Source organism: Sphingobium sp. SJ10-10, from assembly GCF_036038995.2.
Lineage (GTDB): Bacteria > Pseudomonadota > Alphaproteobacteria > Sphingomonadales > Sphingomonadaceae > Sphingobium.
In genome coordinates this window covers 835752-848813 of the sequence record NZ_CP158132.1, presented here as the reverse complement: position 1 = coordinate 848813, position 13062 = coordinate 835752, and the positions used below count along the sequence as shown (strand labels likewise).

Genomic DNA, 13062 nt, shown 5'->3' with positions numbered 1-13062 from the left:
CTCAAGACCAGTCCAGAACCAGATTTTCGATGCCGAACACATGCCCCCCGAACGTGACCGGCGCTGTGCCTTCCTTGATGCGGAAAGTGGGGATGCGCTTCAGCCATTCCTCCAACCCGACCACGATCTCCCGCCGGGCGAGGTGCGATCCCAGGCAGCGATGAGGGCCATAGGCAAAGGCGGTGTGGCGATTATCCTCCCGCGCCAGATCGATCTTTTCCGGATGCGGGAACTCCAGCGGATCGCGATTGGCGATCATCGTGGCGCAGGACACATAATCGCCCTTGCGGATCGGCGCGCCTTCGAAATCCACATCCTTCGTCGCCACGCGGATCATCTGCACGGTCGGATAGGCGCGCAGCAATTCTTCGGCCGCCAGCACGATGCGCGAGGGATCGCTGCGCAGCAGTTCCTGATCGTCCTGATGCCGCGCCAGATAATTGAGGTCGAACCCGATGGCCGCCGCCACCGTGTCCAGCCCCGCCACGAACAGCAGTACGCCGGTGCCGCGAATTTCCTGATCGGTCAGCGGCCGGTCGTCGATCTTTGACTGAACCAGGAAGGACATGAAGTCATCGACCGGCCGCTTGCGCCGTTCGGCCGAGAGTTCGTCGATAAAGGCGATGATGGTGCGCGCAGCGGCAGGCCGCTGGACATTGTCGCCATGCAGCAGCTCATTCGCCCAGGTCACGAACTCGTCCAGCCGGTCGTCCGACAGCCCCAGAAAGCGCAGGAAGATATTCACCGCAAAGGGAAAGGCGAACTCCTCCATCACATGGCAACTGGTGCCCGCCGCCGCGATCCTGTCGATCAGGCTGATCGCCCTTTCCCGCACCGCGCTTTCCAGCGCCATCACCCGCTTGGGCGACAGCAGCGGATTGAGCAGCGAGCGGAACTTGCCATGTTCGGGCGGGTCGAGTTCCAGCGGGATCATCGGCCAGCTTTCACCCAGAGCAGAAGCGAAAATGCTGCGATGGCTGGAAAAGGTTTCCGGGTCTTGCAGCACCCTCCGCTGGTCCTGCGCCCGGGTGATGACCCAAGTGCCGCGCCCGTCGCGGGTGTTGACCGGGGAATAGAAGATGCGCGGTCCCTGATGCACGACGGCGGCGGCCGCCTGCGGATCGCCGTTGGGCGTCGGCTGCATGCCGGGCGAGGAAAACAGGCTGAAATCCCTCACCATGTCCGGCGGAACATGGGCCGGAATCGGTTGGGTCGCAAAGGTTTCCATATGCGCGCTCTCCATTATGCGAACCGCGCTCCCGCGAATCGCCCGCGGTGGCGGCAGCCTTTGTCAATTTTGCATTTGAGTATAGTTTATGATGCAGATCAGGCATGTCAACCATCGCAGCCATGACGAAGAGGATTGATGTCAATTTTATCCTATGGTGCAATTTATACCTAGCCAGCGGTGCAGAATTGGCATAAGGATTCGGTCATGGAAGCGAGATGCTCCCATCGAAGGGCGGCATGGCCCTTGCGCAGAAAAGGGACGGGATGCATGGCCGAGCTGGAGGGAATGGAAGCGCAATTGTTCCGGGAGGAAGCGCGCGCATGGCTGAAGGCGAATTTTCCGCCTTCGCTGACCAATGCCCCATCCATCCATTTCGTCAGCGACCGGCATGCAGCGGAATCCAATGCCGACTGGTGCCTTTGGCGCGAACGCATGGCGGAAAAGCGCTGGGGCGTGCCGACTTGGGAACCGCGCTATGGCGGCGCCGGCCTCACAGAAGCGCATGGCAAGATCATCGGCCAGGAACTGGCAGCGATCGGCGGTTTCAACCCAATACGCAGCTATGGCACGATGATGCTGGGCCCGACACTGTTGGAATATGGCAGCGAAGAACAGAAACTGGAGCATCTGCCCTTCATCGCCACCAATGAACGCCGCTGGTGTCAGGGCTTTTCGGAACCGGGCGCCGGGTCCGACCTTGCCTCGCTCCAGACCAAATGCATCGACATGGGTGATCATTGGCTGGTCAGCGGGCAGAAGATCTGGACGTCGGGCGCCGATCAGGCCGACTGGTGCTTCGCCCTCGTCCGCACCGACACCAGACGGAAACAGGGCGGCATCAGCTTCCTGCTGATCGACATGAAATCCGAAGGGGTGGAGGCGCGGCCGATCGTCCTCATCAGCGGATCGACCCATTTCTGCGAGGTCTTCTTCAACGATGTGAAGGTGCCCAAGGGCAATCTGGTTGGAGAGGTCAATCAGGGCTGGGCCATCGCCAAGCGCCTGCTCCAGTTCGAACGCAACAGCCTGTCGGACGTGAAGGCGGAGATCACGCCGCTGGCTGCCATGGCCCATGAATATTGCGGCACCGACGCGCTGGGCCGGATCGACAATCCCGATCTGCGCACGCGCATGGTGCGCAATGCGATGCGGCACGAAGCCTATCTGGCGACGGTATTGCGCCTGACCAGGGAAGCCCGGAGCGGCGAGCCGAGCAATGGCGTGTCCGCGCTCAAAAATCTCTGGTCGGGGATCATCCAGGACCGGGCCGAACTGCTGATCGAACTAATGGGCGCCAATGGCCTTGGCTGGGCGGGCGAGCATTATGCTGACGCCGAACAGGAAGCGACGCGGGCCTGGCTGCACAGCAAGGCCTTCTCGATCTACGGCGGCAGCTACGAAGTCCAGAACAACATCACGGCGAAGCGTACGCTGGAACTGCCGGCCTGACAAAGAGACGAATAAGGATGGGATCGGGAGGATGCTGAACGAAGAACAGCAGATGCTGAAGGACATGGCGTCGGAATGGGTGCGCGATCGCCTGCCCGTGACGGCGCTGCGGTCGCTCTATGGCCATGACGGCGGCGGACGGCCCGATGCGGAGGGCTATGATCCGGAAGCCTGGGCCGAAATGGCGCAGATGGGCTGGACCGGCATTTTAGTGCCGGAAGCGCATGGCGGCTCCGACTTCGGCTATCGCAGCATGGGATTGGTGCTGGAGGAACTGGGCCGGACGCTGGGCGCCTCGCCGCTGCTGAGTTCGGCGCTGGTGGCGGCGTCCGCGCTGCGGCTGGGCGGAACCGAGGCGCAACAGGCCCGCTGGCTGCCGGGCATTGCCGACGGATCGGTCATCGGCACGCTGGCGGCGGAGGAAGGCGCGCAGCATGGGCGCGAGAAGATCGCGCTGGCGGCGACTGCGGCGGGTGACGGATGGGCGCTGAACGGCATCAAACGACCGGTGCAGGACGGCATGGCCGCAACCTTCGCTATCGTCGCTGCCCGTACCGGCGGCGCGCCGGGCGAGCGCGATGGGATCACGCTGTTCCTGGTCGAAAGCAATGCATCGGGCCTCTCGCGGAATGCGTTGAACCAGATCGATGCGCGCCGGCCCGCGCTCTTCAGCTTCGACAATGTGGTCGTGAGCGCCGACGCCGTGCTGGGCGAAGTCGGCAAAGGCGCCGATCTGCTCGATACGCTGTTCGACCGGGCGGCCATCGGCCTTGCGGCGGAAATGCTGGGCACTGCCTCTCAGGCCTTCGACACCACGCTCGATTATCTCAAGACGCGGGTGCAGTTCGGCGCCATCATCGGCTCCTTCCAGGCCTTGCAGCATCGCGCTGCGGAGATGTTCGGGGAATTGCAACTCGCCCGCTCGGCGGTTGAAGCAGCGCTCGACGCCATAGATGCGAATGACCCTGCCCTCCCCGCCTTCGCCTCGCTGGCCAAGGCGACCATGGGGGAGACGCTGCACGGCATTTCGTCGCAGATGGTGCAGCTCCACGGCGGCATCGGCATGACCCATGAGCATGATGCGGGCCTTTATCTGAAGCGCGCGCGGGTGGCGGCGCAATGCTATGGCTCGACAGCCTGGAATCGCGAGCGCTGGGCGCGGCTTAATGGCTATTGAGGTGGGGGCTATTGAGGCTAGCAGCATGTTATCGCGTGAAATCCAACTGAAGCGCCGCCCGATCGGCACTCCGCAAGCGGAAGACTTCGCCACGGTCACCGTCGACACGCCGCCGCCCGGTCCCGGAGAGGTACAGGTCCGCAACCTCTGGATGGCAGTCGATCCCGCCATGCGCGGACGGATGAGCGACGCCAAAAGCTATGTCCCGCCCTTCGCCCTCGATGCGCCGATGGAAGGACCAGCGATCGGAGAAGTCATCATCTCCAACGATCCGGCTTACTCGCCGGGCGACCTTGTCTTTTCGCGGCGGGGCTGGAGGGAGGTCTTCAACGCCCCCGCCAGCGCGCTCCAAAAGCGGGACAAAAACGCCCTGCCCGCCCAGGCCTGGCTCTGTTTTGCAGGGATGCCCGGCCTCACCGCTTATGCCGGGCTGATGCGGATCGCGCAGTTGAAGCCGGATGACGTGGTGTTCGTCTCGGCCGCGTCCGGCGCGGTAGGATCGATCGCCTGCCAGATTGCGCGCAATATCGGCTGCAAGGTGATCGGATCGGCAGGCGGGCCGGAAAAGACCGCTTTCCTGAGCGACGTGCTGAAGGTCGACGCCGCCATCGACTATAAGGCCGAACCCAATCTGACCAAAGCGCTTGCCCGCGAGGTCAAGGCGATCGGCGCCAGCGGCATCGACGTCTATTTCGAGAATGTCGGCGGCGACCATTTGCAGGCGGCATTGTCGCTGGCGAATAATTTCGCGCGCTTTGCGGTGTGCGGGATGATCTCGCAATATAATGTGACCGACGCGCCGGTCGTGCCGCGCAACCTCACCATGATCATGACCAAGCGCATCCGCATGGAGGGCTTCATCGCACTCGACCATATGGACCTTGAGGGCGAGATGGTGGAGCGGATGACAGCCTGGAACGCCGCCGAGCAAATGGCCTCGGCGGAGACGGTCTATGAAGGGATCGACAAGGCGCTGGACGCTTTTGGGGGTCTGTTCACGGGCGCGAATATCGGCCGGACCATGGTGAAATTATATGTATGAATTGCTGAAAGGCCTGCGGGTCGTCGAGGGCGCCGCCTTCATCGCCGGGCCGTCCTGCGGCCTGCATCTGGCGCAGATGGGTGCGGAAGTGATCCGCTTCGACGCCATAGGTGGCGGCCCAGATTACCGGCGCTGGCCAGTCGCGCCCAATGGCGACAGCCTTTATTGGGAGGGGCTGAACAAGGGCAAGAAATCCATCGCCATCGATCTCGGCCGCCCTGAAGGGCGTGAACTGGCGGTGGCGCTGGCAACCGCGCCGGGGGAGAATGCAGGGCTGTTCCTCACCAACTATCCGGTGAAGGGGTTCCTCAGCCACGAAGCGCTGGCGGCGAAGCGCGCCGACATCATCACCGTGCGAGTGATGGGCTGGGCGGATGGATCGCCAGCGGTCGACTATACGATCAACGCCGCCGTCGGCGTGCCGCAGATGACGGGGCCAGTCGATGATGACCGCCCGGTCAACCATGTGCTGCCGGCCTGGGATCTGCTGGGCGGAGCCTATGCAGCCTTCGCCATGACTTCGGCGCTGCTCCGCCGCAGGATCAGCGGTGAGGGCGCGGAAATCCGGGTGCCGCTGTCCGATCTCGCCGCGTCCAGCCTGTCGCATCTGGGATCGGTGGCGGAAGTGCTGTCCGCTGGCGACCGGCCCCGCATGGGCAACGACCTGTTCGGCGCCTTCGGGCGCGACTTCGTGACGGCGGACGGCAAGCGGCTGATCGTCGTCGCCATCACGCCGCGCCAGTGGTCCGGCCTGCTCAAGACGCTCGACCTCAGCGATGCGGTTGGCGCGATCGAGGCGGAACTGGGCGTCAGCTTCGCCAAGGATGAAGGCGCCCGCTTCACCCATCGGGCGCGCCTCTTCCCGCTGTTCGAGGCAGCCTTCGCGACCCGCGCGGCCGAAACGCTGGAACCCGCATTCGACGCGGGCGGCGTGACCTGGGGCGAATATCAGACGCTGCGTCAGGCGGTGACGACCGACCCGCGCCTGTTCACCGCCAATCCGCTGTTCGAGACGCTCACCCATCCGAGCGGCCTCACCTACCCCACATCCGGTCCGGCGGGAACGCTGGCCAATGAAGCGCGGGGCGCCGTCGCGATCGCGCCAAAGCTTGGCCAGCATACGGACGAAGTGCTCGCCACCGTGCTCGGCCTCGACAGCGGCGCGATCGGACGGCTGCATGATGAAGGACTGGTGGCATGACCATCACCGAAACCGACATCGCCCATTGGCGGACCTGGATCGGCAAGACCGAAAGCCGCACCGAAACGCTCGATGCCCAAGCCCTCATCCGCTTCGCCGCCACCATTGGCGAGCCGCTCAATGTCGGGGAGGTTCAGCCATCCCTCGCCCATTGGGCCTTCTTCCTGCCCATCGCCGCCGCCGACCAGATCGGCCCGGACGGCCACCCCAGGCGCGGCGGCTTCCTGCCTCCGGTCAGCCTGCCCCGGCGCATGTTCGCAGCATCCGACATGGTGTTCAGCGAACCCCTGCTGCTCGACCGGCAAGCCACGCGCATCTCCACCGTGCAGGATGTTGCGCACAAATCCGGCCGCAGCGGCGAGCTGATCCTGCTGACCATCGACCATCGCATTATTCAGGCCGACAGCGAAAAGGTGCGCGAGACGCAGACCATCGTCTATCGCGATGCAGGCGCACCCACACCCGCAATCGCGCCCGCCGCCTTCCCCGCCGAGGCGCAGGACGTGGCGTGGACGCCTTCCACGGTCGACCTGTTCCGCTTTTCCGCCGTGACCTTCAACAGCCACCGCATCCATTACGACCTGCCCTACGCGACCAGTGAAGAAGGCTATCCGGGTCTGGTGATCCATGGTCCCTTCACCGCCACCAAGCTGTTCGGCCACGCCCGCAGCGGCGGACGCAAACCCAGCCGCTTCTCCTTCCGCGCCGTCGCGCCGGTTTTCCAGGGCCAAAGCGTGCTGCTGCGCGAGGATGAAGGCAGCCGCTTCCGCGCCATCCGCTGCGACGGGATGGACGCCATGGTGGCGGACGTCACTTACTGAAAGTTTCAGAGAGGAGATTTCGAGATGGACGCTGAGACGTTCGAACTGTTCCGCACCACCGTCCAGCGCTTTGTCGCGGAAAAGCTGATCCCTGCGGAGGATGCGGTCGAGGAAGCGGATGCCGTACCCGAAAGCATCATCCAGCAGATGCGCGAACTGGGCCTGTTCGGCATCTCCGTGCCGGAGGAATATGGCGGGCTGGGCTGCACCATGTCCGAAGAAGCGGCGATCATCCGCGAGATCACCCGCGCCTCGGTTGTGTTCCGCTCGGTCATCGGCACCACGGTCGGCATCGGCAGTCAGGGCATCGTCATGGACGGCACCGAGGAACAAAAGCGCGAATGGCTGCCCAAATTCGCGACCGGGGAAGCCATCGCCAGCTTCGGCCTCACCGAACCCGAAGCCGGGTCCGATGCAGGGTCGTTGCGCACGCTGGCGATCAAGGATGGCGACAATTACCGCATCACCGGCACCAAGCGCTTCATCACCAACGCCCCGCGCGCCAGCGTCTTCACGCTGATGGCGCGCACCGAACCCGATGTGAAGGGCGCGGCGGGCATTTCGGCCTTCATCCTGCCCGCTAACACCCCCGGCATCAGCTTCGGCAAGCCCGACAAGAAAATGGGGCAGAAGGGATCGATCACCACGGACGTCATCCTTGACGATGTGGTGGTGCCTGCGAAGGCCATCATCGGCGGCGTGCCCGGACGCGGCTTCAAGACGGCGATGAAGGTGCTGGATCGCGGGCGCATCCATATCGCGGCGGTGTCACTCGGCATGTGTCAGCGCTTGATCGACATGGCGCTGCAATATGCGATGGAACGCAAGCAATTCGGCCAGCGCATTGCCGACTTCCAGCTTGTGCAGGGCATGCTGGCCGACATGAAGGTCGACATGCTGACCACCGAAGCGCTGATGCAGTCCGTCGCGGCGAAATTCGACGCGGGCGAACCCGTCAGCCTCGAATGCGCGGCGCTCAAATATTATGCATCCGAAGCCGTGGGCCGGATCGCGGATCGCGCCGTGCAAATCTATGGCGGCGCCGGTTACATGGCCGAATATAAGGTCGAGCGCTTCTATCGCGATGTCCGGCTGCTCCGCATCTATGAAGGCACCAGCCAGATCCAGCAGACCATCATCGCCAAGCAGATGATCCGCCAGGCCGAAGCCTCCCGCTGATCTCCATTTGAAGGACATTCCCATGCGCAGAGCCGCCATCGTCGCCCCCATCCGCACCGCCGTCGGCAAATATGGCGGGTCGCTCAAAAGCTTTTCGGCGGGCGATCTGGGCGCCGTCATCATCAAGGCGCTGGTCGAGCGCACGAAGATCGATCCGGAGCGGATCGACGACGTGGTGTTCAGCCAGGGCTATGGCAATGGCGAGGCGCCCTGCATCGGCCGCTGGTCGGCGCTGGCGGCGGGCCTGCCGGAGTCCATCCCCGGCGTGCAGCTCGACCGGCGTTGCGGCTCCGGGCTTCAGGCGGTGATCGACGCCGCCATGCGCATCCAGACCGGCGCGGCGGACATCGTCATCGCGGGCGGTGTCGAGAGCATGTCGAATGTCGAATATTATTCGATGGACCATCGCTGGGGCGCGCGTTCGGGATCGACCCAGTTCCACGACCGTCTGACTCGCGGCAGGGTCATGTCCCAGCCGATCGCCCGCTACGGCATCATCAGCGGCATGATCGAGACGGCGAACAACCTTGCCAAGGATTACGGCATCTCTCGCGAAGCCTGCGACGAATATGCCGCGATGAGCCACCAGCGCGCCGCCGCCGCCTGGGAGGCGGGCAAGTTCGACGACGAACTGGTTCCCGTCGCCGTGCCCCAGCGCAAGGGCGAACCTGTGATGTTCGCCAGGGACGAAGGCATCCGCGCCGACGCGACCCCGGAATCGCTCGCGCTGCTCAAGCCCATCGAGAAGGACGGCGTCGTCACTGCAGGCAACGCGAGCCAACAGAATGACGCCGCGGCGGCCTGCCTGGTGGTGGCGGAGGACAAGCTCAGCGAACTCGGCCTCGAACCGATGGGCTATCTGCATAGCTGGGCGGCGGCAGGCTGCGATCCCTCGCGCATGGGGATCGGGCCGGTCCCGGCGGTCGAGCGGCTGTTTGCCCGGACGGGACTTGGCTGGGGCGACATCGATCTGGTCGAACTCAACGAAGCCTTCGCGCCGCAGGTGCTGGCTTGCCTCAAGGGTTGGAACTGGGACGATCGGGACAGACTGAACGTCAACGGTTCGGGCATTTCGCTCGGCCATCCGATCGGCGCGACGGGTGGCCGCATCCTCGCCAATCTGCTGCGGGAACTGCAGCGGCGCGACGGGCGCTATGGCCTGGAGACGATGTGCATCGGCGGCGGCCAGGGTCTCGCTGCGATGTTCGAGCGGGCCTGATGCCGGTCTGTTTCGGCCAGTAGGGGACATTGAGCGCATCCGTGTTCCTGCGAAGGCAGGAACCCAGTTCCGCCGCTTGTGGATCATCGCACCGTAGGAACTGGGCTCCTGCCTTCGCAGGAGCACGATGCGCTTCAAGAAAAGCAGCGCGAAGCAGACCGTCCGCTCTCCACCCAAAGCAGCTATAACTTCCGCTATTTCGCCCCCTTCCGATCCGGCGACAGTGCAATGATCGCCACCCCAATCAACGCCAGCGTCCCGCCGCCGATCATCACGGCCGTAATCGGCGTCCCGAAATAAAGCGACGCAAACACCGTCGACATCACCGGCGCCGCCAGCATCAACGGCATGATCGTCGAGATCGGATAGCGCTGAAGCAACCAGGCCAGCGTCCCCTGCCCAATGATCGTAGACCCCAGGCAGGTGAAGGCAAACCAAGCCACCGGCACCCATCCCACATGCACCAATCCGGCGATAGCGGGACGCTCGAACATCAATGCGAAGGGCGCCAGCGTCGCAACGCCCATCAGCCCGTTCCAGGCTTGACCATTCATCACGCTCACCCCGACCAGCTTGCGCTGCACCAGCGTGGCGCCGCCCCAGATCATCGCCGCGCTCGCCATCACCAATATGGCTGGCACTTCGGTCAGGATATGCGGGTCGAACACCAAAGCCGCCACGCCCGCAAAGGCCAGGATGACCCCGGCAATCTTCCGCCCATTGAGCTTCTCCGCCAGCAACAGCGCGCCCAGCAGCAGCGAGAAAGGCACGCTGAGCTGCCCCGCGATCGCCAGCGCGCCGACATTGGTCGCCATGAACAGCGCCAGATTGAGCAGCAACAGGAACAACCCGCCGTTCAAAAAACCATAAAGTGCCAGCCAGCCGGTCCTCCCCGGCAGCGGCCGGATCGCGGGCGCGCACAGCAGAAACACCGTGCCCATGCGCAACGCCACCGACAGCAGCGGCGCCGTCGCGTCCACCACCACCTTCATGGCGATCACGTTGAGCGCGAACATGACATTCACTAAAAGGGCCAGAATCATTCCCGCCGGCCCAAAACGCCGGACCACCTCCGCTGCACCACCCTCCATTGCGCGTCCTTCTTCAATCGCCATTCAGACTCAGGCTGCTATTGGCTTATTTATGCACACTGGTATAGAATCCAGTCGGTAATGAAGGGAAGAGGTTAACTGATGATTTCGAAACTCGCCGCGTTCGCCACTGCCATGCTGATTGCGAGCCCCGCACTCGCCCAGGCGGGCGACGCCACCAAGGGCAAGACGGTCTTCGCCCGTTGCATGGCCTGCCATTCGGTCGATCCGGGCGTGAACCGGCTCGGACCGTCGCTGGCCGGAGTGTTGGGCCGCCCATCGGGCACGGTGGCTGGTTTCGCTTATTCCCCCGCCATGAAGAACGCCAAGATTCGCTGGGACGCCAAGTCGCTCGACGCGTTCCTGACCAAGCCAGCCACGAAGGTTCCGGGCACGAAGATGATCTTCGCTGGCCTGCCCAATCCGGCGGATCGCGCCAATCTGATCGCCTACCTGGCCAGCGCGAGCAAGAAATAGCATGAAAACTATCCCATAGTGCAAAAATCATTGCACTAACCGCCCTGTCCCGCTATCTGTTGAGTCAACCGATGCAGCAGAACTTCAGGGACAGGAGCGGATGCGATTTTCCGACGACATGACGATGGCAGGAGCGCAGGCATGAACGCCCGCGCTCTTGAAGGGGTGAAGGTGCTGGACCTTTCGAGGGTTCTCGCTGGTCCCTGGTCGACGCAGATCCTGGCCGATTTCGGCGCGGACGTGATCAAGATCGAATTGCCGGGCCATGGCGACGACACCCGCGCCTGGGGTCCGCCCTATCTGACCGGCGCGGATGGCGAGCCGGAGATCGGCACCAGCGCTTATTATCTCTCCTGCAACCGCAACAAGCGATCGCTGGCGATCGACCTCGCTACGCCGCAGGGCGCGGACCTCATCCGTAAGCTGGCCGCCGAAGCCGACATATTGGTCGAGAATTTCAAGGTCGGCGGCCTCAAGAAATACGGCCTCGATTATGAGAGCCTGCACGCAATCAACCCGCGCCTCGTCTATTGCTCGATCACCGGCTTCGGCCAGAACGGCCCCTATGCCGACCGTGGCGGCTATGATTTCGTGGCGCAGGGCATGGGCGGCTTCATGAGCATCACGGGCGAGGAGGATGGCGGTCCGCTGCGCGCTGGCGTCGCCATGGCGGACCTGTCCACGGGCATGTTCGCCACCGTCTCGATCATGATGGCGCTGCGCCATGCCGACCGTACCGGAGAGGGGCAGCAGATCGACGTATCGCTGCTCGACACCCAGATCGCGATGCTCGCCAATCAGGGCATGAACTTCCTGGTCGGCGGCGTCGTGCCGGGGCGCCTGGGCAATCGCCATCCGACCGTCGTTCCCTACAAGACCTTCGAGGTCGCGGACGGCATGATGATCATCGCCATCGGCAATGACCGTCAGTTCCGCGCCTTCTGCACGGAGATGGGCCATCCCGAACTCGGCACCGATCCACGCTTCGCCACCAGTGCCCAGCGGCTCATCAACCGCGACGCAATCGAGGCGAAGGTGCAGGAGATCGTCCGCCCCTTCCCCCGCGACGAACTGATGGAGCGCTTCGTCGCGAAGGGCGTGCCTGCCGGCCCCGTCAACACCATCAAGGACGTGTTCGAAGATCCTTTTGTCGAGGCGCGCCAGACCGTCCACCGTTTCCGCCGCGAGGAGGATGGCGTGGAAATCCCCACCGTCGCCTATCCGGGCAAGCTGTCCGCGACTCCCGCCGATTACCGCCATTGTCCGCCACGGGTGGGTGAACATAGCCGTGAGATATTGGGCCAATGGCTCGGCCTCGACGATGCCGCGCTGGATGCGCTGGCCGCCGAGGGCGCGATCGCCCAGCGCCCCGCCCAGGAGAGGACAGAAGCATGAAGCTCGACAATAGCATAGCCGCCATCGTGACCGGCGGCGCCTCCGGCCTGGGCGAAGCGACTGCCCGCGCCCTCGCCGCCAAAGGGGTGAAGGTCGCCCTGTTCGACTTCAATGAAGAGACGGGGAACAGGGTCGCGGCGGAGATCGGCGGCACCTTCTGCAAGGTCGACGTGACCGACGAAGCCTCCGTCGACGCCGGGTTCGCACAGGCCCGCGCCGCCCATGGGCAGGAGCGGATCATCGTCAACTGCGCAGGCACCGGCAATGTCGTCAAGACCGCCAGCCGAGACCGCGAAACCGGCGCGATCAAGGCTTTCCCGACCGACCAGTTCGAACGGATCATCCAGATCAACCTGATCGGCACCTTCCGCTGCTGCGCCAAGTCGGCGGCGGGCATGCTGACGCTCGATCCGCTGGAGGACAATGCACGCGGCGTCATCATCAACACCTCCAGCGCGGCGGCCATAGACGGCCAGATCGGCCAGGCAGCCTATAGCGCGTCGAAGGGCGGCATCGTCAGCCTGACCCTCCCCATGGCCCGCGACCTGATGGGCGAAGGCATCCGCGTCAACGCGATCCTGCCCGGCATTTTCGACACGCCGCTGATGGCGCGGGCGAGCGACAAGGTGCGCGATGCCCTGTCCGCCACGGTCCCCTTCCCCAAGCGCTTCGGCAAGCCGGAAGAGTTCGCGGCCATGGCGCTGTCGATGATCGAGAATGACTATTGGAACGGCGAATATGTGCGGCTGGATGGCGGCCTGCGCATGCCGCCGCGCTGAG

At 64.1% G+C, this 13062-nt stretch carries 12 protein-coding genes; 10 read left to right on the top strand and 2 right to left on the bottom strand.

Annotation, left to right across the window (positions count from 1 at the left end):
• Position 1: 1 nt before the first annotated feature.
• Complete coding sequence (locus VVT58_RS04100; RefSeq protein ID WP_327754063.1) at positions 2-1228, bottom strand: cytochrome P450; 1227 nt, start codon at positions 1226-1228, stop codon at positions 2-4.
• Positions 1229-1498: 270 nt separating this feature from the next.
• Here VVT58_RS04100 and VVT58_RS04095 point away from each other — a divergent pair, with 270 nt between their 5' ends.
• From VVT58_RS04095 to VVT58_RS04065, 7 genes are read left to right on the top strand one after another with little or no spacing between them, the layout of a single operon-like run.
• Entirely contained in the window at positions 1499-2680 is a 1182-nt protein-coding gene (locus VVT58_RS04095; protein WP_327754064.1) for an acyl-CoA dehydrogenase family protein, read from the top strand.
• Positions 2681-2711: 31 nt separating this feature from the next.
• A complete protein-coding gene (locus VVT58_RS04090; RefSeq protein WP_327754065.1) occupies positions 2712-3857 on the top strand; it encodes an acyl-CoA dehydrogenase family protein in 1146 nt (381 codons plus the stop codon).
• Between the two features lie 25 nt (positions 3858-3882).
• Positions 3883-4899, top strand: coding sequence for an NADP-dependent oxidoreductase (locus tag VVT58_RS04085; protein ID WP_327754066.1), 1017 nt, complete (start codon positions 3883-3885; stop codon positions 4897-4899).
• Entirely contained in the window at positions 4892-6100 is a 1209-nt protein-coding gene (locus tag VVT58_RS04080) for a CoA transferase (protein ID WP_327754068.1), read from the top strand. Before VVT58_RS04085 ends, VVT58_RS04080 begins: the two co-directional genes overlap by 8 nt.
• Positions 6097-6921 (top strand): MaoC family dehydratase N-terminal domain-containing protein, encoded by an 825-nt coding sequence (locus VVT58_RS04075; RefSeq protein ID WP_327754069.1) that lies wholly within the window; start codon positions 6097-6099, stop codon positions 6919-6921. The genes VVT58_RS04080 and VVT58_RS04075 overlap by 4 nt, the downstream gene beginning before the upstream one ends.
• A gap of 24 nt (positions 6922-6945) precedes the next feature.
• On the top strand, positions 6946-8100 hold the full coding sequence (locus tag VVT58_RS04070) for an acyl-CoA dehydrogenase family protein (RefSeq protein WP_327754070.1): 1155 nt from the start codon (positions 6946-6948) through the stop codon (positions 8098-8100).
• Between the two features lie 22 nt (positions 8101-8122).
• Entirely contained in the window at positions 8123-9319 is a 1197-nt protein-coding gene (locus tag VVT58_RS04065) for an acetyl-CoA C-acetyltransferase (RefSeq protein WP_327754071.1), read from the top strand.
• Positions 9320-9513: 194 nt separating this feature from the next.
• Here the strand turns inward: VVT58_RS04065 and VVT58_RS04060 are convergent, their stop codons facing one another.
• Positions 9514-10434 carry a DMT family transporter gene (locus VVT58_RS04060; protein ID WP_327754072.1) on the bottom strand — a complete coding sequence of 307 codons (921 nt, stop codon included), beginning with the start codon at positions 10432-10434 and terminating at the stop codon, positions 9514-9516.
• Between the two features lie 78 nt (positions 10435-10512).
• Here VVT58_RS04060 and VVT58_RS04055 point away from each other — a divergent pair, with 78 nt between their 5' ends.
• From VVT58_RS04055 to VVT58_RS04045, 3 genes are all read left to right on the top strand, one after another.
• The gene (locus VVT58_RS04055) at positions 10513-10887 is read left to right on the top strand and encodes a cytochrome c family protein (protein WP_327754073.1); all 375 of its coding nucleotides are present in this window, start codon (positions 10513-10515) and stop codon (positions 10885-10887) included.
• Between the two features lie 141 nt (positions 10888-11028).
• Positions 11029-12282 (top strand): CaiB/BaiF CoA-transferase family protein, encoded by a 1254-nt coding sequence (locus tag VVT58_RS04050; RefSeq protein ID WP_327754074.1) that lies wholly within the window; start codon positions 11029-11031, stop codon positions 12280-12282.
• Positions 12279-13061, top strand: coding sequence for an SDR family NAD(P)-dependent oxidoreductase (locus tag VVT58_RS04045; protein WP_327754075.1), 783 nt, complete (start codon positions 12279-12281; stop codon positions 13059-13061). Before VVT58_RS04050 ends, VVT58_RS04045 begins: the two co-directional genes overlap by 4 nt.
• Position 13062 lies beyond the last annotated feature (1 nt).

Bases quoted from the DNA above. Each gene is read 5' to 3' on its own strand.
- VVT58_RS04100 (WP_327754063.1), bottom strand. From the start codon at position 1,228: ATGGAAACCTTTGCGACCCAACCGATTCCGGCCCATGTTCCGCCGGAC.
- VVT58_RS04095 (WP_327754064.1), top strand. From the start codon at position 1,499: ATGGCCGAGCTGGAGGGAATGGAAGCGCAATTGTTCCGGGAGGAAGCG.
- VVT58_RS04090 (WP_327754065.1), top strand. From the start codon at position 2,712: ATGCTGAACGAAGAACAGCAGATGCTGAAGGACATGGCGTCGGAATGG.
- VVT58_RS04085 (WP_327754066.1), top strand. From the start codon at position 3,883: ATGTTATCGCGTGAAATCCAACTGAAGCGCCGCCCGATCGGCACTCCG.
- VVT58_RS04080 (WP_327754068.1), top strand. From the start codon at position 4,892: ATGTATGAATTGCTGAAAGGCCTGCGGGTCGTCGAGGGCGCCGCCTTC.
- VVT58_RS04075 (WP_327754069.1), top strand. From the start codon at position 6,097: ATGACCATCACCGAAACCGACATCGCCCATTGGCGGACCTGGATCGGC.
- VVT58_RS04070 (WP_327754070.1), top strand. From the start codon at position 6,946: ATGGACGCTGAGACGTTCGAACTGTTCCGCACCACCGTCCAGCGCTTT.
- VVT58_RS04065 (WP_327754071.1), top strand. From the start codon at position 8,123: ATGCGCAGAGCCGCCATCGTCGCCCCCATCCGCACCGCCGTCGGCAAA.
- VVT58_RS04060 (WP_327754072.1), bottom strand. From the start codon at position 10,434: ATGGCGATTGAAGAAGGACGCGCAATGGAGGGTGGTGCAGCGGAGGTG.
- VVT58_RS04055 (WP_327754073.1), top strand. From the start codon at position 10,513: ATGATTTCGAAACTCGCCGCGTTCGCCACTGCCATGCTGATTGCGAGC.
- VVT58_RS04050 (WP_327754074.1), top strand. From the start codon at position 11,029: ATGAACGCCCGCGCTCTTGAAGGGGTGAAGGTGCTGGACCTTTCGAGG.
- VVT58_RS04045 (WP_327754075.1), top strand. From the start codon at position 12,279: ATGAAGCTCGACAATAGCATAGCCGCCATCGTGACCGGCGGCGCCTCC.